Genomic DNA, 20,841 nt, shown 5'->3' on the forward strand with positions numbered 1-20,841 from the left:
GTCCATTTTTGAGGTTACAGTTCAATATGCAGAGAAGGGGGTTTTTTATTTGACCAGCCAGGAACGAAGTCGGGGGGAAATGAATGTTTCTTTATTCGCGTGGCAAGAGCCCGCGAACTTTATGATATCTGGCAATGGGATGCTGACTTTCCCTTCTCCATCCTGTAAAAGAGCGAAATGATGGTCATAACTTCCACTATATTTAGACAGCCATACCATAAGGTCGGAGAAGGAGGTATGCTCTGAAATCTTCAAAGGATACCATTCTGTGTTATTCTGCTGCTTCACTTGATCGGGGACAGGGTTTTGAAGAGCGCAGGGCGGATAGTCAGGCTTCGCAAAATAATATCCCTGCATTAATGAAATGCCCATTTGGCTCAAATGGAGGCACTCCTTTTCTGTTTCCACACCTTCACCAATGATACCTGCCCCTAGTTTTCTTCCAATATGTTGTATAGCCTCCACCATGAATTGTTTTTCCCGGTAGTGATCGATTTCAGTTATTAACGATCGGTCGATTTTCAGGAAGTCAGGCTTTAATTCTGAAATCATTTGTAGTGAGGAATAACCTGCACCTACATCATCTATGGCAACACGGAAGCCTTGTCTACGATAGTGTTCCAACAGCTCTTTCAAACTGTGAAAATCTGATATGGCTGAATGCTCGGTTAGTTCAAATACGATTTGATCGGGAGAGAGGTTGGTTTGTTTCAAAATGGAATGGGTGAACCCTGGTTCAAAGGAGGGGTCATGGATCACATTCGGTGTTAGATTCACCCACAATAATTGCTGGTTCAATAAATAGGTATGGATGGATTCTATAGCAAGTTCACGAGTGTGTTTCTCCAATTGGAATAGCTGTCCCGCTTCATCTGCCGCTTGGAAAAGGGCCGCGGGGTGATTGAAATGAATATTTGAAGGAAACCGCGTCAGTGCTTCATATCCGTAAATTGCTCCTCGCTTCAAATCGACAATCGGCTGGTAATGAATCATTAATTTATTTTCTCTCATTAAGTAGTTTAATTCTTCCTGGGGCGACTTGCATTCTCGATGTCGAGTAACGATCATGAAAACACTCCTAATAAATAATCTTCTACTACCATACCTATTTTAGGGTAAAAGGGTTTGAGTTTTTCGTAAATATTTTGTAAAAAATTTAGAGGTTTTGTCAGAAAAGGCCAAAAGTGAACATGGCCTGCCATTTGGGCATATACATAAAATGATGACCGATTGGAAAAGGAGAGATTTTGATGGCAGACGAAAAGCGACTTGCTAAGCAGCCGATGCTTTATATTGTTCAGCCAAAAGGCATAAAGCCAGCGGAAGTTCCGATGCAAACCAGCTTTCGAAGTCAACGTCCTTCAGAAGCAGAACAAAAATCCGTACAGCCACCTGTAGAAGTCCCATCAAACGAACAAGAAATTCGGATGCGCCGAAATTCCCCTCATCGCCAGGAATTGGCTAAATTGAATACATCAGATGGAGGAGGAAATGAACCTTCGCGTGACCCTTCAGCCGTCAGTACGGAAGATAAACCAGAGAAGGATGCCCCGCGGGAACGGAGGCAGCGGTTTCATGACATGACGCTAGAGGAGAAAGTTCTGTATTTCTTCAACCTTTCCCCTCATGTGCCGAAAATGAAATGCGAAGTGTCGACGGAGGAAGAGAGTTTTCGAGGGTATATAACGGATTATGTAGATGGCATGGTTCACATGAAGGTCTTTCAACGCCCGTTCCAAAGGGAAATATCATTTGAAGACATTACAGATATTAGACTTTTAGGCTTTTGAAAAAAAGAATAAAAAAACCGCGCCTCTGTGCGCGGTTTTTTACAGAATTATAGAGTTGCTGCTGCTGGTAGACACGTTACGTGGCAGAAGCAGTTCAAGTCTACTGTGATGCAGATTCCTGAAGCACGTAGATTTCTGCAGCTTTGGTCAGCTGGCGTTTTCGGATCGAATCCTCGGTGACGACGGGATCCTTCAACTTCATCCTCGTCATCATCATCATGCCAGCGATCAGCGAAAAGAAGTTCAAGGATTGCGCAGCCATCGTCATCTACAGACTTAACTCTGAAGAAGAAGCTTCCTTTGACGTGGCATTCTTCACCGCTTCGCTTAGATCCGTAGCCTTTGAAAGGTGTGCATCCATCTTTGCAGTAAAGGATGACAGGGACTGTATCGAAGCCGGAACCTCCACCAGTATCACCCAAAAGGTCTGCGATTGAACGCTCACAGCTTGTCGTGCAATCGTGCATGACATCATTCTGTGCATCTACGATATCTTTCAGAATATCAATCACACATGAACCTGAATCGTATTTTTTTCCACAGCTCATTTTTTAATTTCCCCTTTCCATACGCATTGACGTATTGTCTTTACTAGAATATGAAATGTGTCTGGGTCGGTGTGGGCATTTGTCTCTTTTCTCTCCAACCTCACTTTTTTTGTGGTTCTTGGGCAGGAGACTATACCTGACTGGGGCAAACGCCATAGATTAAAAGTGAATTCGAATAAGGAGTGAATGGAATGTCTGATAAAAAGAAGGTCATCCATGTGAAGGACCTTGTCATTAAGGCGGATAATGTCGTCATCGAACCGCAGCGTCACGATCGTCATGACAGAGACGACCGTGTTGATCCATTTTTCGGCGGACCAAGACGACATAGAGAAGAAGAAGTAAGTGAAGAAAGCAGTTCATCAAGAGGACGTCGAAATGAAGATGAATCTTCCGATCGCCGTGGGGGATTCCGCTGGTTTTAAGAAAAATAAAGAGTGAGCCACTACACAGGAAGTAGTGGCTTTTTCTTCATGGGAGTGAATAGATATGACATTTAGTGTAATGGAAATCTTGTTGCTTGCGCTTGCCGCTTTCCGGTTGACACGACTTCTGGTCAGAGATTACATCATGGAATGGATCCGCAGGCCGTTTATTGAAGTGAAAATCGTCAAAAATGAACAGGGATTCGAGGAAGAATGGATTGAGCCTAAAGGTTTCATTGGTGAAGGTTTGACTTGTCAATGGTGTGTAGGTGTATGGTCTGCTCTTATCATGGTGCTTTTTTATCTTGTCGTACCATACGGGGAATGGTTGGTTCTTCTGCTTGCACTTGCAGGTTTACAGTCCATCATTTATGCGTGGGTTGATCGTCAATGACAGAAGAAAAAAAGGAAAAATCTTTATTTGATGTTTTAAAGGAAATCAATGAGGAAACGTCGAAAATGAATGGAATCATTAAACAGCCAGATAAGAAATTCAACCAGTGGGATAAGGATTTCCAGGCCTGGGACCGCCGGTTCTCCAAGCGGATGACGGACATGGAAAAATTCCTGACCAAACAAGTTGGAAAAATGGAACGTTTCTTTGAGTAGGGGGGAAGGGTATAGATAAAAAAAGGAGGCGTCGACATGGGCTATATACTGCCTGTCCATCAGTATCAGTATAAGGATTATCAAACGAGAATCATCCGTCAGGAACGCTCGCCATTTACTCTTGATAAAATACACAGAGCGTCGCTCGTCAATGACAATCGTTCCCATCATCAGGATCAAGTGGATCGCCGGCAGACGGCACCGCTTCATATGACTGAAAAGACCCACGCCATCGACCAGCTGGAAAACTCCACCGCCACGTACAAAGCCGAGAAAATTCTTTCTAATATGACAGGAAAAGGGCGCCACTTCAGCGAAACTGTATGAAAATGCAAAAGGAGTCGTGTGCATGTCTTTTCATCAGTTGAATGAATCTTGTTATTATTATAAGGGAGCAGTTAATATTGGCTACGTATATGGAATGGGGGAAGAAGGGGTATTGATTGATACTGGAATTGATGCTTCTTCTGTGAAAAAGGTGCTCAAGGAGCTTGAAGAACGAGGGCTTCCTTTGACGCACCTTTTTATTACCCATGCCCATGCCGATCATTATGGCGGAGCGCGTTTTGTCCAGGAGAATTATGATGTACATACAGTCGCACCTGTTTTTGAAGAGGCGATCTTAAGGAACCCCGAATTAGAACCCCTTTACTTATTCGGGGGAGTTGAACCGCTCCCGGAACTTCATAATAAATTTGTAGAAGGTCCATCCATCCGTGTGGATGAGATCATCTCAGAGGGGAAGGTTCAGTTCGGGCCCATACAGGCGGAAGTGTATCATATTCCTGGCCATAGTTATCATCAGCTGGCGTTAAAAGTCGATGGGATTTTATATGCAGCCGATGGGTACTTCAGCTCAGAAACCTTAAGGAAGCATAGAATTCCTTTTATCACTGATTTTCAATTAACGCTCCACAGCCTGGAACGCCTCTTGCAAATTCCTTGTAAAGGGGCGGTTCCCGGGCATGGGGAATTCGAGTCTGAACCGTCGGCAACCATCCAAAACAATATCGACTATCACAAGGAGCTTTCAGCATGGCTATATCGACACGTCGCTGATCAAGGGATAATAACGCATGAGACCGTTGTTGCTGAGATGTGTGAACAGTACGAGATTGAAGTACGTGGTCTCTCTCAATGGTTGTTATTCCGTACGGCGGTTACCGCTTATTTGATGGGATTAAAAAAAGCGGGCCTCATCGAGGACCGCATCATGAATCATACGTGGAGCTTTTTTGTGACAAACCAATAACGTATAAGTCCCGCTCGCCCTCTTTGTGCTCAGCATACATAACTTCGGATGGGTCCTTGAAGTTTTGCGCCCTCAGTTGGTCTTCCAGCCAACTTTTGTCCAAACCGGCTTCCTTTAGGTTGTCCCAGATAACTTCGCCGTCACTAATGATCGTACGGGGAAGAGGAACATGACGGGGAGAGAGATTCATATCATCACGGGTGACATTCTGGTATTGAGAGGCTTTTAACACCGAGATCGTTCCATCTGTTTCAAGGACAGCATACTGGACTTCCTGCAGGGAGAATACTTCTTTCGAACGCAGCAGATGCTGGAGCTGATTGAGGTCCAGCTTGTTTTTTTTAAGCTGGTCGCGGTCGATCCTTCCCTTATAAATGACGAGTGAAGGACTTCCTTCCAAAACTTTTCTCGTTCCTTTGAATTTTTGTGTGATTATTTCTGTGGTGAAGATAAGGATACTCCATAATAAAATCGCATACCCGATATCCATGACCCCGACATCTTTATCGTACAGTGCGTTTCCAACTAATTCACCGAGCACCAGAGCGGCAATGAAATCAAATGCTGTGATCTGGGTGATCTGTGATTTGCCAAGCACTTTCGTCATGATGAACAGAGCAGCAAATCCAAAAAGTGTTTCTACAGTAATTTGTAAATAATCCATTGATTTTCACGACCCTTATCTCTAGCCTATACGTTTTATTCTAGACAAAAGGTCCTGAAGATAAACGAAGAAACCCCGGAATTCCGAGGTTTCTTTTTTTAGAGTTTATAGTTTTTTTACCATTGTGACATGAGGGATGCCGGCATCGATGAAAGGATCCGATATCGTCACATATCCAAGAGATTCATAGAACGCTTCTGCGTGGGTCTGGGCATTTAATTTAGCTTTATCAAATGCATACTCACGAATGACGTCTTCCATTGCAGCGATCATTTGCTTCCCAAAAGAATGACCACGTTGCTCTTTGACTACACAAATCCGCTCAAGCTTCCCGAATCCCTGGACGAAACGCAGGCGGGAAGCGGCAGCAGGAACTTGGTTTTCGTATCCTACAAAGTGGATGGCACTCTCATCGTACTCATCGATCTCAAGGTCGATAGGGACTTGCTGTTCTTCTACAAAGACGACTCGTCGTACGTTGAAGGCGTCGTCTTTTTCTTGTTTATTTTTTGCTTTTATGATGTTCACAGAACGTCACCCTTTTCCGAGACGGAAAGTTTCGTAAACGCTCCAAGCTCCATTTTCCAATTGATAAAGCAGCTGGAAGCGATCAACTTTATCATTCAAATCGAACTTAAGCATACGCAGGCTTCCATAAACATCCGAAAATTCTTCATCTGACAATTTTTGTGCAATTGTAATGTGAGGGACGAAAGTAAAGTCTTTTTCTTCTGGAAGTTCTCCAGCGTGCAGCTTATCATTCAATTCGAAAATTTCATCCGATGGTTCGATCTTCAAGTAAATCGTATTCGTAACCGGTGAGAAAGAGCTGACTTTATAAACACCGTATGAAAAAGGCTCGGTGTTTTTTGCAATTTCCTGCAATTCTGGAATGATTTTATTTTCTATTTCTTCCTCTTCTGCATCAAAAGCTTCCTTCATCGTAATATGTGGAGGAATCAACGCATAGTGGGGATCGTAACGCTTGCGGTATGAATTCGCCACATCCTGTACTTTTTTTGATGGAAAAACTGCTATTCCGTATTTCATTAGATTCACCCTCCTGTTTGCTCATTATCTCTAATCTCTACTAAACATTTTCAATAGAGCGCTCTCAAAATCCTTCTGCCATGTCCCCCATGTGTGGTCCCCATCCAGTTCATGATACGTATAGGCAAGAGCCTGGCGGTTCAGGAAATCACGAAGCTCCCGGTTTGGTTCGAGAAAATTTTTTCTCGCTCCTTCTGTCGTTTCAACATCGGTTTCTTCGATCCCGATCGTATGATAAATGGAGAGAGAAGAAAAGTCTTTCGTCGCGTGAACGACCTCTTTGACATGTTCATCTACGTAAGGGCTCTGCATGATGACGTTGCCGAATATATTCGGGAATTTCACCGCTGTCATTAAGGCAAGCGTACCTGCTAATGAATCACCGACAAGTGTACGGCCACGTCCCATGTAATAGCCTGGGAGTTCTTCATCAAGGAAAGGAACAACTTCTCTAATAAGGAAGTTTACATAGGCTCCTTGTTTTTTTCCGTCCGGATGATACTTGTCCTGGCGGTCATACTTGTCATTATAATGGATGCCGATGAAAATCGTGTTTTCAATTTTTTCCTCTTTATGCAGACGATCACTCAAGGTTGCCGCCCGCCCCATAGAATAATAGTCATTTCCATCCTGCATAATACAGAAATGGTATTTATATAATGGAGAGAAATTTTCAGGAGTGTATACCCTTAAAGTCATGGTCTCCTGTAAGTATTGGCTTTCAATTGTATATTCTGTCATGGATCCGTCTCTGCCCATATTCTGACCACCTCCTCACAGCATGGAAAGTTCACTTAGGCTTTCCCACAAAATTTTTCTAATAAACGTTCCACTAATCATTTTATCATATAATTGTCGAAAAAGTTGAAAAGATGATGCGTGGAAGATAAAGGTAGCTTCCAGAGATTAAATCCAATCTTTTTAACATCCGGGAGAGACTTTTTTTGAAACTGCTTCGTCTGGATGAATGTGATAAATCATGGGGGAAGGGGGAACTATGAATGGGTATGGGGAAAGTCTTGACACAATCGATGAATCGTAGTATATTATTCTTTGTCAGCAAGAAACATATTCCTACATACGATTCCGTAGCTCAGCTGGGAGAGCGCCACCTTGACAGGGTGGAGGTCGTTGGTTCGAGCCCAATCGGAATCACTAAATAAAAAAGAGGAGCATTCTTTACGAATGCTCCTCTTTTTTATTCTTTCAGGCTGATTTCTTTATGGCAAGCATCCGCTAATTTCTTCACTTGATCATTAAAACGTTGGCAGTCCAATTCATCGAGCGTATTTACATCGACAGCATTGAGGATCGTTTTTCCGAATGTCCATACATCCTCTCTACTGCTTTCATCTCCTAAATATGCAATTTTGTATAGCGATTCAAGCACACTATTCATGACCGATATATCGTGATGGCCATAAATCTTTATTTGGTAGAAACTCTTGTATAAATATTCTTCAAACGGCTTCGGCTGTGCAATCAGGCGGAGGTCATCAGCTTCATCGATATAATATCGAATAGGCTCGTACACCGATTGAAGTTCAATAAGCAGCGAGCCAATCCGATTGATACAATTGGATGCGGTGTGTGGATCATTGAGGCTTGGAGATATGGCTCTGACGGCAATTTCCACAAGTTTTTGAATCGAAAATTCCACGTCCTGTGTATCGATCCGTTCATTCCCGATCAGGACGAAAGAAGCAGCTGATTTTACATCTTCCTGTTCCTGAGTTGAAGAGTCCCAATATAAGAAGAGAGGCATCCCTTTCTGCACGTATTCTCCCATCAAAAATCCGGTTTCCATAACAACTTTTTTGTTACTTGCCCATTTGATCAGAGACCCATACTGGACATTTTGAACATACCCCGATTTATATGCAGGGATCACAGATGCTTGGGCTGAATTCAGTTCCGGCCATTTATCGTTCCACTCGGTTGCCGTTTTGTATTCTTTATCCCGGAACGTTTGAGTGATAAGTGTAGAAGTACTTTTTCTAATGGTTCCAATCAAGTTATTCACTTTTAAGAACCGTGAAGAGTGGTGGATGAACAATATGAAAAAGGCAAGGCAGACAATAGAAACAATGACTGTAAGTAAAGGACTCACCAATCCAAGTCCAGGTTCCTTCCCTAAAAGGAAAAGATTGATCAGTGAAAAAATGAAACCAAAAGAAAAGACCCCTAATACATGCTGGGTAACGCGGCTTTTCATAAAGTCCTGTAACGTCCGTGGGGAGAATTGAGTGGTATACGTCGTAAGTACCACCATGATGGTTGAAAAACTGATCGTTGTCATAGTCAAGATTGAAGTGACCATGGATCCATATAATGTTTGAGCTACCTCTGATTTTGTCAAAAGTAGGGATGGAATAGACTCTTTGTATTGAGCGACGATCCACTGATCGATGAGCGCAGTCAGGGCAACAGCTAGGATCGACAAGAAGCTGTAGATGGTAGGGAGAAACCAAAAACTGTCTCTCAAGTTGATCCAAACCTTTCCTTTGTTCATAACCTGTACCAACTTTCTTTGTTTGTCGTATGACTCTTAGTATGACCGATTGAACAACAGTTAAAAAGAGGCTTTTACATAAACTTAAAAAACTCTTAAAATTTTATTGACACTCTTTATCTTCCATAGTATATTAATATTTGTCAGCGAAAAGACGACAAAATTCTACATAGGATTCCGTAGCTCAGCTGGGAGAGCGCCACCTTGACAGGGTGGAGGTCGTTGGTTCGAGCCCAATCGGAATCATCCATACTAAGTGCCGGAGTGGCGCAGTTTCTCATCCATGGAGGGGCTGCGTCACTTCTTTTTATTCGGCTGATGGAAGACGATGGATGGCAGGGTGTATGTTCTAAGGGGAGTATGGGGGCACGGATGATGAAAATACATAAATAAAAAAAGCACAACTCCCCATCTTGTGGAGGAGTTGTGCTTTTTTTATGCCACTGCTTATACTTCCTTGAAATTGATCGATAGAATTCGATCCGTAGCAGGGTTATAAATGACAGTTCCTTCAATACTCATCGTTTCTTGAGGGGACTGCATGACGAATTTGTAAACCTCTTTTACCTGATTAGGTTCCGGCTCGGATTCACTTACCTTATTATAATCGGTTGGCTGGTAGTTCGGGTAGGCAGATTGTGCAATTTCCAATAGGTATTTTCCCCACTTCTCTTCTTCCAGCTGTGGATTTGGTGTAATTTCTACATTGATAATCCCGGCATCTACATTTGCTCCGAGAGTTTCAAACGCTTTTCTATGAAGGTTAATTTTAGTTTCTGGAAAACCTGGGACCTGATCAACAACTGTAACGAGAACGACTCGTTGGTTTGAGGGGTTTTTTACTTTTATCGTCTGTCCGCATTGATAAGGGGCGTTTTGCCCGACAGCAGCTGTCATGAAACGGTTGCTTGACCACGGAATTCCACACTTCGTAACGGCCCCGCCATCTGTCCATGTAGCTTGACCGCTGATCGTTTGTCTTGTCGCGTAGCCAAAGGTGTGATTTGTGTAAGTCACCGGATGAGAATACCGGGCATAAGGGAAGTAAGGACTTGCCCCATATGGGTAGCCATATCCATATGAGGCATGATTGAAGTTGGAGTACATACATTTTCCTCCTGTTTTTACTTTATATCCTCAATAGCCTATGCCAGTTGTAGATGGTCTGTGATTCCAACCTGAACAAGAGATCAGTCTACAAGGACCATCCAGTGGTCATTTTCCAGTTTTCTCGGTGATTCTTTGAAAATATTGGAGTAAACAGCTTTCATTTCATCATACAAGTCTTTAGAATGAATGGTCCTCAAGTAGTCATCGGTATTATTTTTAAAAGATTGCAGTTTATGTAAGTGAAGACCAACTTTATAGGAGTAGAAAAGTTCATGGCTTCTTAAGAAAGACTTTTCTGCAGGATCTTCATTGTTTTCAGCAAGGGCTTGTTTGCTATGAACTCTTATTCTTTTTGACGTCTCTCCATCTTCTTCGTATTCCTGACGAACATTATAAAATTTCGTGAAGGGGGCAGGGGATTCGTGATCTATATAGTCTGAGCGAAAGCTGAATTCCACAGCACCTTTTTCTCCGGATACAATGCAAAAAACGTGATAGGTTTTCTTTGTTGTTGTTCCTTGCATGAGTTCTTCCTGGTTACTGAAGCAGTGACAAATACTTTTAACCATGGGGCACCAACTTTCCTAGGTAAGTTGGGCTCATTATATCATGATTCTTTTCCGATCAAGGGAAAAGAGAAGCTTAACCATTGCTTCTCTTCATCCATTTACAGGTACTCCGCCGTTCACATGAATCATCTGACCGGTTACGTATGTAGAATCGCTGCTTGCCAGGTAGACATACGCTGGAGCCAGTTCATATGGTTGTGCTGGACGTCCCATAGGATTAGTCGATCCGAATTCCGCCACCTTCTGCCTGTCAAAACTTGCAGGAATCAAGGGTGTCCAAACTGGGCCTGGTGCAACACCATTGACGCGAATGCCTTTACTGACCACCGATTTAGCCAGCGACCGGGTGAACGCCGTAATGGCCCCCTTAGTAGAAGAGTAGTCGATCAATTGCTCGTTTCCTTCATAGGCAGTAATAGATGATGTATTGATGATCGAGCTTCCTTTTTGTAAATGAGGGAGAACCGCTTTGGTCATATAAACAAAAGAAAAGTAATTCACACGGAAAGTTTTTTCAAGCTGTTCATTCGTAACGGCAGTGAGGTCCTTTTGGGGAAACTGCACAGCAGCATTATTGATAAGAATATCGATCTGGCCAAAGTCATTCATAATTTCCTCGACAGTCTCCTCACAAAAAGAAGCACTCCCGATATCTCCATTGTAAAGGCGGCAGATTTGTCCCTCCGCTTTTATTAAATCCTTCGTTTTTTCAGCATCTTCCTGTTCGTCATAATACATAACAGCAAGATCGGCTCCTTCTTTCGCGAAGTATAGGCTGACTGCACGTCCAATACCGCTGTCACCTCCCGTAATGACCGCGACTTTTCCGGCAAGCTTCCCACTGCCTTTATAACTCGGATCCAGATAGACCGGCAGTGGTTTCATTTCATGCTCAAACCCCGGTTGACGATTCTGATGCTGCTCCGGCTGTATTTCCTTCTTTTCATTGCCCATACAAATCTCCTCCTGGATAATACTGGATGACCTGGTCACCCAATATTAGGATGCCCGGGTCATCCAGTATTATCCAATATATCTACTGGTCTGGTGGGGAGGTCATTTTGTTAAGTCTACGGAGGCTAGATTTGACATTTCGTCCATTGATGATGGAATTTTCTGAATTTATAATATATTGGGAAGGGTGAAAAGGAACAGAATCTACGAGTAGAGGTGAAAAAATGGAGACAACATTTTCGAAAAAGAATCAGGTGACCATTCAAAACTTCATTGGCGGGGAGTGGGTACCTTCCAAAGACGGGCAAACGGAAGACGTACCCAATCCCGCAACAGGCGAGATCATCGCACAAGTTCCTATATCATCGAAAGAGGATGTAGATAAAGCCGTCCAATTAGCAAAGGAAGCATTCAAGACATGGAAAAAGGTTCCGGTACCGAAGCGGGCAAGAGTGATGTTCAAATACCATCAATTGTTGGTGGAAAATCGCGAAGAGCTGGCAAAGGCTCTTACACAGGAAAATGGGAAGACGATGAAAGATGCGACAGGTGAAGTGCAGCGAGGCATTGAATGTGTCGAATTTGCAGCTGGAGCACCAAGTCTTATGATGGGCGATGTCCTTCCAGATATTGCGGAAGGGATTGACTCAGGAATGTATCGTTATCCTGTCGGGGTCGTTGGTGGAATCACCCCATTTAACTTTCCGATGATGGTGCCATTGTGGATGTTCCCGCTCGCCATTGTGTGCGGAAATACATTTGTGCTGAAACCTTCTGAACGTACTCCGATACTCGCGAAAATGCTCGTTGAGCTTATACATGAAGCGGGGCTTCCTAAAGGAGTTCTTAACGTCGTCAATGGTGCTCATGATGTTGTAAACGGATTGCTTGAGCATGACGAAGTGGACGCTATATCGTTCGTCGGATCTCAACCTGTCGCTGAATATGTGTACAAAACGGCGGCCAACCATGGCAAGCGGGTTCAGGCGCTGGCCGGTGCAAAAAACCATTCCATCGTTCTGCCTGATTGTAACTTAGACAAATCGGTAGAAGGTATCATTAATGCTGCTTTCGGAAGTGCAGGTGAGCGCTGCATGGCTTGTTCTGTAGTCGTAGCGGTGGGGGATGTAGCCGATGATCTTGTCGCCAAATTAAAAGAAGCGGCTGACCATTTAAATGTAGGAAATGGTTTGGATGAGGAAACAAACCTCGGTCCATTGATTCGCGATTCCCACCGTGAGCGCGTTCTTGGCTATATCGAAGCCGGAGAACAGGATAACGCGAAACTTGTCCGTGATGGTCGGGTGGAACTCCGTGAGAATGAGTCTGGTTATTTCCTTGGTGCCACGATTTTTGATTACGTAACGGATGATATGAAGATTTGGAAAGATGAAATCTTTGCCCCTGTTCTAAGTATTGTACGTGCCGATACGCTTGATGAAGCGATCGAAACGGCAAATAAATCTGAATTCGCTAATGGGGCCGTCCTATACACGACAAGTGGCAAAGCAGTACAACAATTCAGAGAAGAGATGGATGCCGGTATGCTTGGTGTCAACGTCAACGTACCTGCCCCAATGGCGTTCTTCCCGTTCTCTGGAAATAAAAAGTCTTTCTATGGTGATCTTCATGCCAATGGTAAAGACGGCCTCAATTTCTATACAAAGCGTAAAATGCTGACACAACGCTGGTACTGAGCTATTGGTGCGCGGAACTTTGAAATTTCGCGCACTTCCTTCATTCATCCACAAATTTTGAATATTGTTGGATTATTATTTCGAAACGGAGCCTTTCGCTATAGGGAAGGATTGTTGGAGGCTCCGTTTCGAGACTTTTGTTGAGTGGATGGGGGCTGCGGGGAATAGCTCGCTTTCCGCGGGAGCGCGGTGAGCCTCCTCGGACTACGTCCTGCGGGGTCTCACCAAGCACTCTCTTCCCGCAGGAGTCTCACCATTCCCCTCCCCCCCTTTGCCATATAAGTGTCTCGAAATCACTTTCAGAAGTAGGCGCTCACTATACGAATGGAGAGCTGTATCCCTTACCTCCATCGTATGGATGGAGCTCATAACCACTTGTTATAGAGCACTTTCTTACTATAGGTAGTAATAGTGGAAGGTGGTCCTTCTTGCTGAAAGGGTTCAATTCTCGCATGATTGAATGGGGTGGTTGAGAAGCTGCGAGACTCCCGTGGGAGAAAGGAGATCGGCGAGATCCCGCAGGGCGTAGCCCGAGGAAGCTCGCCACTCCCCCACAGGAAAGCGAGTAGCTTCCCAGCCACCCCTGACGCTCAACTAGGCAATGAATCCCTGGAGCATCTCGAAATAAAGTCTTCAAGAAAAGGGAGCTTTCGTTGAATAAGCCAAATATAAAATTGGAATTTCCTTATTGCAGTAATATCAACACTAAACTTTAACAGAGCCTACAGAAAAACTAATCACAGAAAGCAACATTTAACATTTTGTATAATGGTTTTTTTCATTTTTTATTGTACAGTTAAATTAGTTATTTAAAAATTCTGTAAATAAAGAAAATTAAAACATCAGGAGGTGGTCATGGAGATAAGAAATCAGGATCTTGGGGGATTTGATTTCAAGTACAACAAAAAAGGATTACATAAGGAGGAATTACGGTGTCTGATAAAGTCCAAATCGGTTTGATCCAGGCTTCACACGATGTGGATGGGAGTGAACCTGTAGAGGTTCATAAACAACACTCCATCGAGAAACATATCAAACTAGTGAAAGAAGCTGCGGAAAAAGGGGCGCAAATCATCTGCCTTCAAGAAATTTTCTACGGTCCATACTTTTGCTCGGAGCAAAATTCAAAATGGTATGACTCTGCAGAAGAGATTCCGAATGGTCCGACGACCATCCGTTTCCAGGAACTTGCGAAAGAGCTTGGTGTTGTCATTGTTCTTCCTATTTATGAAAAAGAAGGAATAGCTACCTACTATAACACAGCTGCTGTCATTGATGCAGATGGGTCCTACCTAGGGAAATACCGAAAACATCATATTCCACAGGTCGCGGTAGGGGACAAGGGGCACGGATTCTGGGAAAAATATTACTTCAAGCCAGGAAACCTCGGTTATCCTGTGTTTGACACGGCTTTTGCAAAAGTCGGGGTCTACATCTGCTATGACCGTCATTTTCCAGAAGGTGCCAGAGTCCTAGGTTTAAACGGAGCAGAAGTCGTATTCAACCCTTCTGCGACAGTGGCAGGACTTTCTGAGTACCTGTGGAAACTCGAGCAGCCGGCTCATGCGGTTGCGAATGGATATTACCTTGGAGCTATCAACCGTGTAGGTTATGAAGGACCGTGGAATATGGGAGAATTTTATGGACAATCTTACCTTGTCGACCCACGGGGGAACTTTGTTGCAACGGCCAGCCGTGACCAGGACGAGGTTCTCGTCGCAGAGATGGACAAGAAGTTTATCCGGGAAGTGCGTGACACTTGGCAGTTCTATCGTGACCGTCGCCCGGAAACCTATGAAAACATGGTTGAGCTTCTCCCTTAAACCTTTCAATCAGACACAAAGTAGAAGTTCTGCATAGAGCAAAAGAAAATGAAACATTTTCTCTATGTGGAACTTTTTTATTAGGAGGTATGTGAATGAGCCTCGCGTTAATCAAAGGAGGGAAACATCTTGACCCAGTTAAAGAGCAAAGGGATCTCATTGGAAAATTTGAAGCTGAACTTCGAGGAAGTCCATGATGGGCTGAATGCTCAGGAAGCGATGGAAGAATCAAACCGCTGTTTATATTGCTATGATGCCCCCTGTATTCAAGCCTGTCCAACAGGTATTGATATCCCGAAATTTATTAAGAAAATCGCTTCAGGGAATTTAAAAGGTTCGGCTACCACGATTATGTCGTCCAATCCAGTTGGGGCGACATGCGCCCGGGTATGCCCAACCGAAGAGTTGTGTGAAGGGGCCTGCGTTTTAAATCACTCGACAGAACCTATTTTAATCGGTGATCTGCAGCGTTTCGCTACAGACTGGGCGATAAAGAATGAACAGTTATTGTTCAAGCCCGGCAAAAAGAACGGGAAGAAAGTAGCGGTCGTTGGTGGAGGTCCAGCGGGACTAGCAGCAGCTAGAGAATTGGCGAGGTTCGGTTATGATGTGACCATTTTTGAAGCGGAAGCTGAAGCAGGTGGTCTGGATACTTATGGAATTGTCTCCTTCCGTCTTCCACAGGATATTTCTCGTTGGGAAGTCGACCAGGTCGAGAAGCTGGATGTTGAAATACGAACGAATACAAGGGTGGGCACTGATGTTTCATTTGACGAGTTGACGAATGATTACGACTCCATTGTGTTGACGATCGGGATGGGCAATGTTCCGATGCTTGGCATTGAAGGAGAAGGCTTGGAAGGAGTTCACGATGCCATCGAGTTTGTAAAAAGCACAAAGTCTGGATCGATCACTGATGAACTGCTTGGAAAAAATGTAGTCGTTGTCGGTGCCGGTAATACGGCGATTGACGCAGCGACCTGTGCTGCTCGGAAAGGTGCGGGTGATGTAAAAATCGTCTACCGTCGGACGAGGAATGAAATGACGGCCTATGAGTTCGAATATGACTTTGCCAAGCAGGATGATGTCGAATTCAACTGGCTGACTCAACCTATTGAAATCATAGGTGACGAAAATGGGAAAGTCACACACCTCAAATGCGTGAAGATGGCACTTGGCGAACCGGATGCAGATGGGCGCCGCCGTCCTTCTCCAGTCGAAAACTCTGAGTTCGTCATGGCAGTGGACGCTGTGATTAAAGCCATCGGGCAGAGCCGATATACCGATCTTATTGATGGATTTGGACTTGAGCATGATGGAGGGGTAGTCAAAGTCGATCCGCAAACTTTGCAAACATCGAATCCGAAAGTATTTTCTGCGGGAGATGTCATCTTCGCCAAAGGACAGGGAGAAGCGATGGTCGTTACCGCTGCGCAACAAGGAAAGGAAGCAGCGATGGCGATTCACAAACAACTGGCACCTGAGCCGACGAATGCCTACAAACCATTCAACAAGGAGGAACATACATGGCTGACTTAAGTTTGAATCTTGCAGGGATCAAATCACCGAACCCCTATTGGCTAGCGTCTGCGCCTCCGACAAACTCGGGTTATCAAGTCCAGCGTGCCTTTGAAGCAGGTTGGGGCGGGGCAGTCTGGAAGACGCTTGGAGAACCAATTTTGAACGTATCCTCTCGTTTTGCTGCTGTTGGATTTAATGGAAAACAAGTGGCAGGCTTTAATAATATTGAACTGATTACAGACCGGCCCCTGGAAGTGAATTTGAAAGAAATCTATGAAACGAAAAAAAGGTTTCCAGATCATGCCATCATCGCGTCATTGATGGTTGAACCTACCCAGGAGAAATGGCATGAAATTGTAAAAAGGGTAGAGGATGTCGGCGTGGATGGACTTGAATTAAATTTCGGATGTCCGCACGGGATGGCTGAACGCGGAATGGGTGCTGCCTCCGGTCAGGTACCGGAATTAGTTGAGAAACAAACGATGTGGGCAAAGGAAGTCGCCCAAACTCCAGTGATTGTAAAATTAACTCCGAACATAACGGATATTACGTTTACAGCAGAGGCGGCGGTAAATGGAGGCGCAGATGCCGTCAGCATGATCAATACAATCAACAGTCTGGCAGGAGTCGATATCGATTCCTGGGATACAATTCCGAACGTTGCTGGTAAAGGTGCACATGGTGGATATTGCGGACCAGCGGTTAAGCCGATTGCATTGAACATGGTAGCTGAATGTGCTCGTCATCCTAAAATCAATGTCCCTATTTCCGGCATGGGGGGTGTTTCCAGTTGGAGAGAAGCGGTAGAATTCATGCTCATGGGGGCTACAGGTGTACAGGTTTGTACGGCAGCTATGCATCACGGTTTCAGCATCATCGAGGATATGGTTGAGGGGTTAGATCATTATCTGGATGAAAAAGGTATTGATTCGGTGATGGACCTAGTCGGGAAGTCTGTTGAAAAGTATAGCGATTGGGGGAACTTGGATCTTAATCATCAAGTCGTCGCGCAAATCAATAATGATGTGTGCATCAACTGTAACAAGTGCCATATCGCATGTGAAGATACTTCCCACCAGTGCATCGATATGCTGAAGGATGAACAAGGAAATGATATTTTGAAGGTTCGCGAAGAGGACTGTGTCGGATGTAACCTGTGCAGTATAGTATGTCCGGTCGATGGCGCCATTGATATGGTGGAATATGCGAACGGTAAACCACCGATGACTTGGAATGAAAGACAGGCGGCAATCGGGGCTGCCTCATCCTGTGACGTAAATCTGATCAAATAAATCTGGAGGGATAAAATGAAGAAAATCATTAAAAATGGAACGATTGTGACCGCGGCTGATACGTATCAGGCCGATATCCTTATAGAAAACGAAAAGATCGTACAGATTGGTCAAAACATAAGTGCATCTGGAGCGGAAATCGTAGATGCGGAAGGGAATTACATCTTTCCAGGAGGAATCGACCCTCATACCCATTTAGAAATGCCTTTTGGGGGTACAGTCAGCAAAGATGATTTTGAAACAGGGACCATTGCTGCTGCCCATGGAGGCACTACTACCGTCATTGATTTTTGTCTGACTGATAAGGGTAAACCTCTCCAAAATTCCATCGATCAGTGGCATGCTAAATCGAAAGATAAATCGGTGATCGACTACAGCTTTCATTTAATGATAGGGGAAATGAATGACAGCGTATTAGAACAACTGCCAAGTGTTATTGAAGAGCAAGGGATAACATCTTTTAAAGTGTTCATGGCTTATAAAAATGTTTTCCAAGCAGACGATGGCACGCTTTTTCGGACATTAGAGCAAGCCAAGAAATTAGGAGCGCTTGTCATGGTCCATGCAGAGAATGGGGATGTCATCGACCATCTTGTAAACAAAGCGTTGGAAGCCGGTCAAACGGACCCTATTTATCATGCGTTAACGCGTCCTCCTGAGGTTGAAGGGGAGGCTACCGGGCGTGCGGCAGAATTGACCGGGCTTGCAGACTCTCAATTATATGTAGTGCACGTGACTTGTAAAGAAGCGGTCGAAGCGATTGCGAAAGCTCGTAAGAAAGGATACAACGTCATGGGGGAAACATGCCCTCAATACTTAGTGCTCGATCAAAGTTATTTAGAGAAGCCTGACTTTGAAGGAGCGAAATATGTCTGGTCCCCGCCTCTTCGCGAAAAGCATCACCAGGATGTCCTATGGACAGCGCTCAAGACAGGAGATCTTCAAACCCTTGGTTCGGACCAGTGTTCCTTTGACTTCAAAGGACAGAAAGACCTAGGAAAAGGTGATTTTACGAAGATTCCAAATGGCGGCCCGATCATTGAGGATCGTGTCAGTATTCTGTTCTCTGAAGGAGTGAAGAAGGGGAGAATATCGTTGAATGAGTTTGTGAATATTACATCGACGAAGATCGCCAAGACGTTCGGTCTCTTCCCTCAGAAAGGAACCATATCTGTGGGTGCTGATGCCGATCTTGTCATTTTTGATCCGAATATCGAACGGACGATTTCTGTTGAGACGAGTCATATGGCTGCTGACTACAACCCTTTTGAAGGAATGAAAGTGACAGGACAGCCGGTGAGTGTATTATCCCGAGGCGACTTTGTCATCAAGAACAAAGAATTCGTTGGAAAGTTAGGAAATGGAAATTATTTGAAACGTTCCCGCTACGGTGAACTGACTTCCTCCAAAGAAGAACTTTATCAGAAGTAACCTGTCCGTCTGACATGTTTAGTAGGCTGCCCCGCTTCCTTTAACAGCAGGGCAGCCTTTTAAAAAAACAGGTATAGGTAGGAGGAGTCCAACGATGGACAAAAAAACAAATCATTTAATGTCCCCTGATTTAATGCCCATTCCTCATAAAGAGAAAAAAATAAGCACCCTAGGTTTTTCTTTTATGTGGGTCGGGATGGCTGTCGTTCTAGCGGCGTTTGCAATAGGCGGTGCAGGGGTACAGGAAATATCTTTGATCTGGGTCGTCCTTGGCACGTTACTGGGAACGATTTTAATCGGGCTTGCGATCACGTTGACGGCTGATATAGGAATTGAACATGGCATATCTTTTCCCGTCTATATGAGAGCACCATTTGGTACGGTGGGTACCCACTTTCCTTCCGTCGTCCGCGGAGTAGCGGCTTCGATGTGGTTCGGGATTAATACTTTCTTCGGGTCAACAGCTATAAACGGGATTTTAAATATCTTATTTGGTTTTGATAATTGGTTCATTTGTTATATTCTTTTTGCTTTATTCCAATTGTTTAATACAGCTCTCGGTATTAAGGCTGTAGAAAAGTTTGCAGACCTTGCCGCACCCATTATCATTCTGATTGGTGTTTGGATGTATTTCACTCTTGCCGGAACGGCTTCTGAACAGGGGCGCGACATTTGGGGATGGGTGGAAAGCCCGGTGACAGGAGGAGCGGCTTTCACAGCATTCGTGGTTGTGGTTGTTGGGAATATGGGCTATTGGTCAACCCTCGCAGCGGATATTTCTTCTATATCACGATTTATTAAAGCCCCGAAGCTTGAGCGCAACTGGGTCAAACGAAATAAAGGAGCCCTGGTCGGGAGTCTTGTAGCCCTGCCGCTAACCCAGACTTTTATTGTCGTACTCGGGGCCGTATCCTATATAGCTGTATCCAATTTCGATCCTGTCGTAGCTCTCCAGGAGTCTGCTAGTGGCCTTGTGCTAGGAATTCTTTTATTAATGATAGTGCTGGCCCAGTGGTCGACAAACGTTTCTGCAAATATCGTTCCGGCTGCGACAATCTTTTCAAATGTGGGCGGTCCGAAACTGCCATTTTGGGCAGGGGTCTTTATTGCAGGTCTGGTCGGAACCGTTATCCAGCCGTGGAGCATCTTTAATCTGTTGATTCCTGTGTTACTGATTGCCGCTGCTATTCTATCTGTTATTGTAGGTATTATTTTTGCCGACTATTACTTATTGAGAAAGCGGAGGATGAACGTTTACGATTTGTATAAACAAGGAGGGCAGTTCCGTTATGATGGGGGCGTGAACTGGGCGGGTATTCTTTCATGGGTGATAGGGAGTGTCTTCGCCTATACGTTCTCAACGTATTCCTTCTTTGTCGGTTTTGGCGTCGGAGCCCTTTGCTATTACTTATTAGCGAAACACTGGTATTTCAAAAAACACCCTCAGGCAGAAATTGATCACCCGAGCGATGATGATTACCTCGGAATTACGGTCGGTCGCGACTGGGTGATCGGAGAAAAGTTTGTAGAAGAAAAACTCGGTCAGAAAACAGGAACAGAAGGTTCCCCTCGGAAAATAGACGCTTAAAAGGAG

The 20,841-nt window shown here is 44.4% G+C and carries 22 protein-coding genes and 2 tRNA genes; 14 read left to right on the forward strand and 10 right to left on the reverse strand.

From position 1 onward, the window contains the following. Window positions 1-45: 45 nt before the first annotated feature. Window positions 46-1,068, reverse strand: coding sequence for an EAL domain-containing protein (locus ACXADE_RS06065; RefSeq protein ID WP_474979589.1), 1,023 nt, complete (start codon window positions 1,066-1,068; stop codon window positions 46-48). Between the two features lie 182 nt (window positions 1,069-1,250). Here ACXADE_RS06065 and ACXADE_RS06070 point away from each other — a divergent pair, with 182 nt between their 5' ends. Further along, complete coding sequence (locus ACXADE_RS06070) at window positions 1,251-1,790, forward strand: CotO family spore coat protein (protein ID WP_474979590.1); 540 nt, start codon at window positions 1,251-1,253, stop codon at window positions 1,788-1,790. A 47-nt stretch (window positions 1,791-1,837) separates the two neighbouring features. Here ACXADE_RS06070 and ACXADE_RS06075 read toward each other — a convergent pair whose 3' ends face one another. After that, window positions 1,838-2,338, reverse strand: a complete 501-nt coding sequence (locus tag ACXADE_RS06075; protein WP_474979591.1) for a CotY/CotZ family spore coat protein — start codon at window positions 2,336-2,338, stop codon at window positions 1,838-1,840. 191 nt (window positions 2,339-2,529) lie between these two features. Here ACXADE_RS06075 and ACXADE_RS06080 point away from each other — a divergent pair, with 191 nt between their 5' ends. The 5 genes from ACXADE_RS06080 (at window position 2,530) to ACXADE_RS06100 (ending at window position 4,624) form a co-directional block, all read left to right on the forward strand. Then, window positions 2,530-2,763: a hypothetical protein gene (locus tag ACXADE_RS06080; protein WP_474979592.1), complete on the forward strand. Its 234-nt coding sequence runs from the start codon at window positions 2,530-2,532 to the stop codon at window positions 2,761-2,763. 64 nt (window positions 2,764-2,827) lie between these two features. Continuing rightward, window positions 2,828-3,157, forward strand: a complete 330-nt coding sequence (locus ACXADE_RS06085) for a DUF1360 domain-containing protein (protein WP_474979593.1) — start codon at window positions 2,828-2,830, stop codon at window positions 3,155-3,157. Then, window positions 3,154-3,372 (forward strand): hypothetical protein, encoded by a 219-nt coding sequence (locus tag ACXADE_RS06090; RefSeq protein ID WP_474979594.1) that lies wholly within the window; start codon window positions 3,154-3,156, stop codon window positions 3,370-3,372. Before ACXADE_RS06085 ends, ACXADE_RS06090 begins: the two co-directional genes overlap by 4 nt. Before the next feature lie 36 nt (window positions 3,373-3,408). Beyond that, the gene (locus tag ACXADE_RS06095; RefSeq protein WP_474979595.1) at window positions 3,409-3,699 is read left to right on the forward strand and encodes a hypothetical protein; all 291 of its coding nucleotides are present in this window, start codon (window positions 3,409-3,411) and stop codon (window positions 3,697-3,699) included. A 22-nt stretch (window positions 3,700-3,721) separates the two neighbouring features. After that, window positions 3,722-4,624: an MBL fold metallo-hydrolase gene (locus ACXADE_RS06100; protein WP_474979596.1), complete on the forward strand. Its 903-nt coding sequence runs from the start codon at window positions 3,722-3,724 to the stop codon at window positions 4,622-4,624. Here ACXADE_RS06100 and ACXADE_RS06105 read toward each other — a convergent pair. The 4 genes from ACXADE_RS06105 to ACXADE_RS06120 form a co-directional block, all read right to left on the reverse strand. Then, window positions 4,584-5,288 (reverse strand): YetF domain-containing protein, encoded by a 705-nt coding sequence (locus ACXADE_RS06105; protein WP_474979597.1) that lies wholly within the window; start codon window positions 5,286-5,288, stop codon window positions 4,584-4,586. The genes ACXADE_RS06100 and ACXADE_RS06105 overlap by 41 nt on opposite strands. 105 nt (window positions 5,289-5,393) lie before the next feature. Beyond that, a complete protein-coding gene (locus ACXADE_RS06110; RefSeq protein ID WP_474979598.1) occupies window positions 5,394-5,816 on the reverse strand; it encodes a GNAT family N-acetyltransferase in 423 nt (140 codons plus the stop codon). Window positions 5,817-5,822: 6 nt separating this feature from the next. Beyond that, window positions 5,823-6,338, reverse strand: a complete 516-nt coding sequence (locus ACXADE_RS06115) for a 2'-5' RNA ligase family protein (protein ID WP_474979599.1) — start codon at window positions 6,336-6,338, stop codon at window positions 5,823-5,825. A 30-nt stretch (window positions 6,339-6,368) separates the two neighbouring features. Continuing rightward, window positions 6,369-7,097, reverse strand: coding sequence for an alpha/beta hydrolase (locus ACXADE_RS06120; protein ID WP_474979600.1), 729 nt, complete (start codon window positions 7,095-7,097; stop codon window positions 6,369-6,371). A 323-nt stretch (window positions 7,098-7,420) separates the two neighbouring features. On the opposite strand from ACXADE_RS06120, the gene ACXADE_RS06125 reads away from it, so the two are divergent. Continuing rightward, window positions 7,421-7,493, forward strand: a tRNA-Val gene (locus tag ACXADE_RS06125). A gap of 43 nt (window positions 7,494-7,536) precedes the next feature. On the opposite strand, the gene ACXADE_RS06130 is transcribed toward ACXADE_RS06125, so the two are convergent. Next, window positions 7,537-8,850: a DUF2254 domain-containing protein gene (locus ACXADE_RS06130; protein WP_474979601.1), complete on the reverse strand. Its 1,314-nt coding sequence runs from the start codon at window positions 8,848-8,850 to the stop codon at window positions 7,537-7,539. 173 nt (window positions 8,851-9,023) lie between these two features. On the opposite strand from ACXADE_RS06130, the gene ACXADE_RS06135 reads away from it, so the two are divergent. Then, window positions 9,024-9,096 (forward strand) — tRNA-Val (locus ACXADE_RS06135). A 201-nt stretch (window positions 9,097-9,297) separates the two neighbouring features. Here ACXADE_RS06135 and ACXADE_RS06140 read toward each other — a convergent pair. The 3 genes from ACXADE_RS06140 to ACXADE_RS06150 form a co-directional block, all read right to left on the reverse strand. Next, window positions 9,298-9,957: a DUF3889 domain-containing protein gene (locus ACXADE_RS06140; RefSeq protein WP_474979602.1), complete on the reverse strand. Its 660-nt coding sequence runs from the start codon at window positions 9,955-9,957 to the stop codon at window positions 9,298-9,300. An 83-nt stretch (window positions 9,958-10,040) separates the two neighbouring features. Further along, window positions 10,041-10,529, reverse strand: coding sequence for a hypothetical protein (locus ACXADE_RS06145; RefSeq protein WP_474979603.1), 489 nt, complete (start codon window positions 10,527-10,529; stop codon window positions 10,041-10,043). 90 nt (window positions 10,530-10,619) lie between these two features. Continuing rightward, on the reverse strand, window positions 10,620-11,483 hold the full coding sequence (locus ACXADE_RS06150; RefSeq protein WP_474979604.1) for an SDR family oxidoreductase: 864 nt from the start codon (window positions 11,481-11,483) through the stop codon (window positions 10,620-10,622). A 224-nt stretch (window positions 11,484-11,707) separates the two neighbouring features. Between ACXADE_RS06150 and ACXADE_RS06155 the strand changes: the two genes are divergently transcribed. The 6 genes from ACXADE_RS06155 (at window position 11,708) to ACXADE_RS06180 (ending at window position 20,835) form a co-directional block, all read left to right on the forward strand. Next, window positions 11,708-13,180: a CoA-acylating methylmalonate-semialdehyde dehydrogenase gene (locus ACXADE_RS06155; RefSeq protein ID WP_474979605.1), complete on the forward strand. Its 1,473-nt coding sequence runs from the start codon at window positions 11,708-11,710 to the stop codon at window positions 13,178-13,180. A 932-nt stretch (window positions 13,181-14,112) separates the two neighbouring features. After that, window positions 14,113-15,003, forward strand: a complete 891-nt coding sequence (locus ACXADE_RS06160) for a nitrilase-related carbon-nitrogen hydrolase (protein WP_474979606.1) — start codon at window positions 14,113-14,115, stop codon at window positions 15,001-15,003. A 129-nt stretch (window positions 15,004-15,132) separates the two neighbouring features. Continuing rightward, window positions 15,133-16,542: an NAD(P)-dependent oxidoreductase gene (locus ACXADE_RS06165; protein WP_474979607.1), complete on the forward strand. Its 1,410-nt coding sequence runs from the start codon at window positions 15,133-15,135 to the stop codon at window positions 16,540-16,542. Beyond that, a complete protein-coding gene (preA, locus tag ACXADE_RS06170; protein ID WP_474979608.1) occupies window positions 16,530-17,816 on the forward strand; it encodes an NAD-dependent dihydropyrimidine dehydrogenase subunit PreA in 1,287 nt (428 codons plus the stop codon). The genes ACXADE_RS06165 and preA overlap by 13 nt, the downstream gene beginning before the upstream one ends. 15 nt (window positions 17,817-17,831) lie before the next feature. Beyond that, entirely contained in the window at window positions 17,832-19,247 is a 1,416-nt protein-coding gene (gene hydA / locus ACXADE_RS06175; RefSeq protein WP_474979609.1) for a dihydropyrimidinase, read from the forward strand. A gap of 94 nt (window positions 19,248-19,341) precedes the next feature. Then, window positions 19,342-20,835: an NCS1 family transporter gene (locus tag ACXADE_RS06180; RefSeq protein WP_474979610.1), complete on the forward strand. Its 1,494-nt coding sequence runs from the start codon at window positions 19,342-19,344 to the stop codon at window positions 20,833-20,835. The last annotated feature ends 6 nt before the right edge of the window (window positions 20,836-20,841 follow it).

The sequence above is a fragment of the Halobacillus sp. ABR2_026 genome (assembly GCF_056158545.1).

Excerpts from the sequence above, each read along its gene's own strand:
- ACXADE_RS06065 (WP_474979589.1), bottom strand. The coding sequence starts at position 1,068 with ATGATCGTTACTCGACATCGAGAATGCAAGTCGCCCCAGGAAGAATTA.
- ACXADE_RS06070 (WP_474979590.1), top strand. The coding sequence starts at position 1,251 with ATGGCAGACGAAAAGCGACTTGCTAAGCAGCCGATGCTTTATATTGTT.
- ACXADE_RS06075 (WP_474979591.1), bottom strand. The coding sequence starts at position 2,338 with ATGAGCTGTGGAAAAAAATACGATTCAGGTTCATGTGTGATTGATATT.
- ACXADE_RS06080 (WP_474979592.1), top strand. The coding sequence starts at position 2,530 with ATGTCTGATAAAAAGAAGGTCATCCATGTGAAGGACCTTGTCATTAAG.
- ACXADE_RS06085 (WP_474979593.1), top strand. The coding sequence starts at position 2,828 with ATGACATTTAGTGTAATGGAAATCTTGTTGCTTGCGCTTGCCGCTTTC.
- ACXADE_RS06090 (WP_474979594.1), top strand. The coding sequence starts at position 3,154 with ATGACAGAAGAAAAAAAGGAAAAATCTTTATTTGATGTTTTAAAGGAA.
- ACXADE_RS06095 (WP_474979595.1), top strand. The coding sequence starts at position 3,409 with ATGGGCTATATACTGCCTGTCCATCAGTATCAGTATAAGGATTATCAA.
- ACXADE_RS06100 (WP_474979596.1), top strand. The coding sequence starts at position 3,722 with ATGTCTTTTCATCAGTTGAATGAATCTTGTTATTATTATAAGGGAGCA.
- ACXADE_RS06105 (WP_474979597.1), bottom strand. The coding sequence starts at position 5,288 with ATGGATTATTTACAAATTACTGTAGAAACACTTTTTGGATTTGCTGCT.
- ACXADE_RS06115 (WP_474979599.1), bottom strand. The coding sequence starts at position 6,338 with ATGAAATACGGAATAGCAGTTTTTCCATCAAAAAAAGTACAGGATGTG.
- ACXADE_RS06120 (WP_474979600.1), bottom strand. The coding sequence starts at position 7,097 with ATGGGCAGAGACGGATCCATGACAGAATATACAATTGAAAGCCAATAC.
- ACXADE_RS06130 (WP_474979601.1), bottom strand. The coding sequence starts at position 8,850 with ATGAACAAAGGAAAGGTTTGGATCAACTTGAGAGACAGTTTTTGGTTT.
- ACXADE_RS06140 (WP_474979602.1), bottom strand. The coding sequence starts at position 9,957 with ATGTACTCCAACTTCAATCATGCCTCATATGGATATGGCTACCCATAT.
- ACXADE_RS06145 (WP_474979603.1), bottom strand. The coding sequence starts at position 10,529 with ATGGTTAAAAGTATTTGTCACTGCTTCAGTAACCAGGAAGAACTCATG.
- ACXADE_RS06150 (WP_474979604.1), bottom strand. The coding sequence starts at position 11,483 with ATGGGCAATGAAAAGAAGGAAATACAGCCGGAGCAGCATCAGAATCGT.
- ACXADE_RS06155 (WP_474979605.1), top strand. The coding sequence starts at position 11,708 with ATGGAGACAACATTTTCGAAAAAGAATCAGGTGACCATTCAAAACTTC.
- preA (WP_474979608.1), top strand. The coding sequence starts at position 16,530 with ATGGCTGACTTAAGTTTGAATCTTGCAGGGATCAAATCACCGAACCCC.
- hydA (WP_474979609.1), top strand. The coding sequence starts at position 17,832 with ATGAAGAAAATCATTAAAAATGGAACGATTGTGACCGCGGCTGATACG.
- ACXADE_RS06180 (WP_474979610.1), top strand. The coding sequence starts at position 19,342 with ATGGACAAAAAAACAAATCATTTAATGTCCCCTGATTTAATGCCCATT.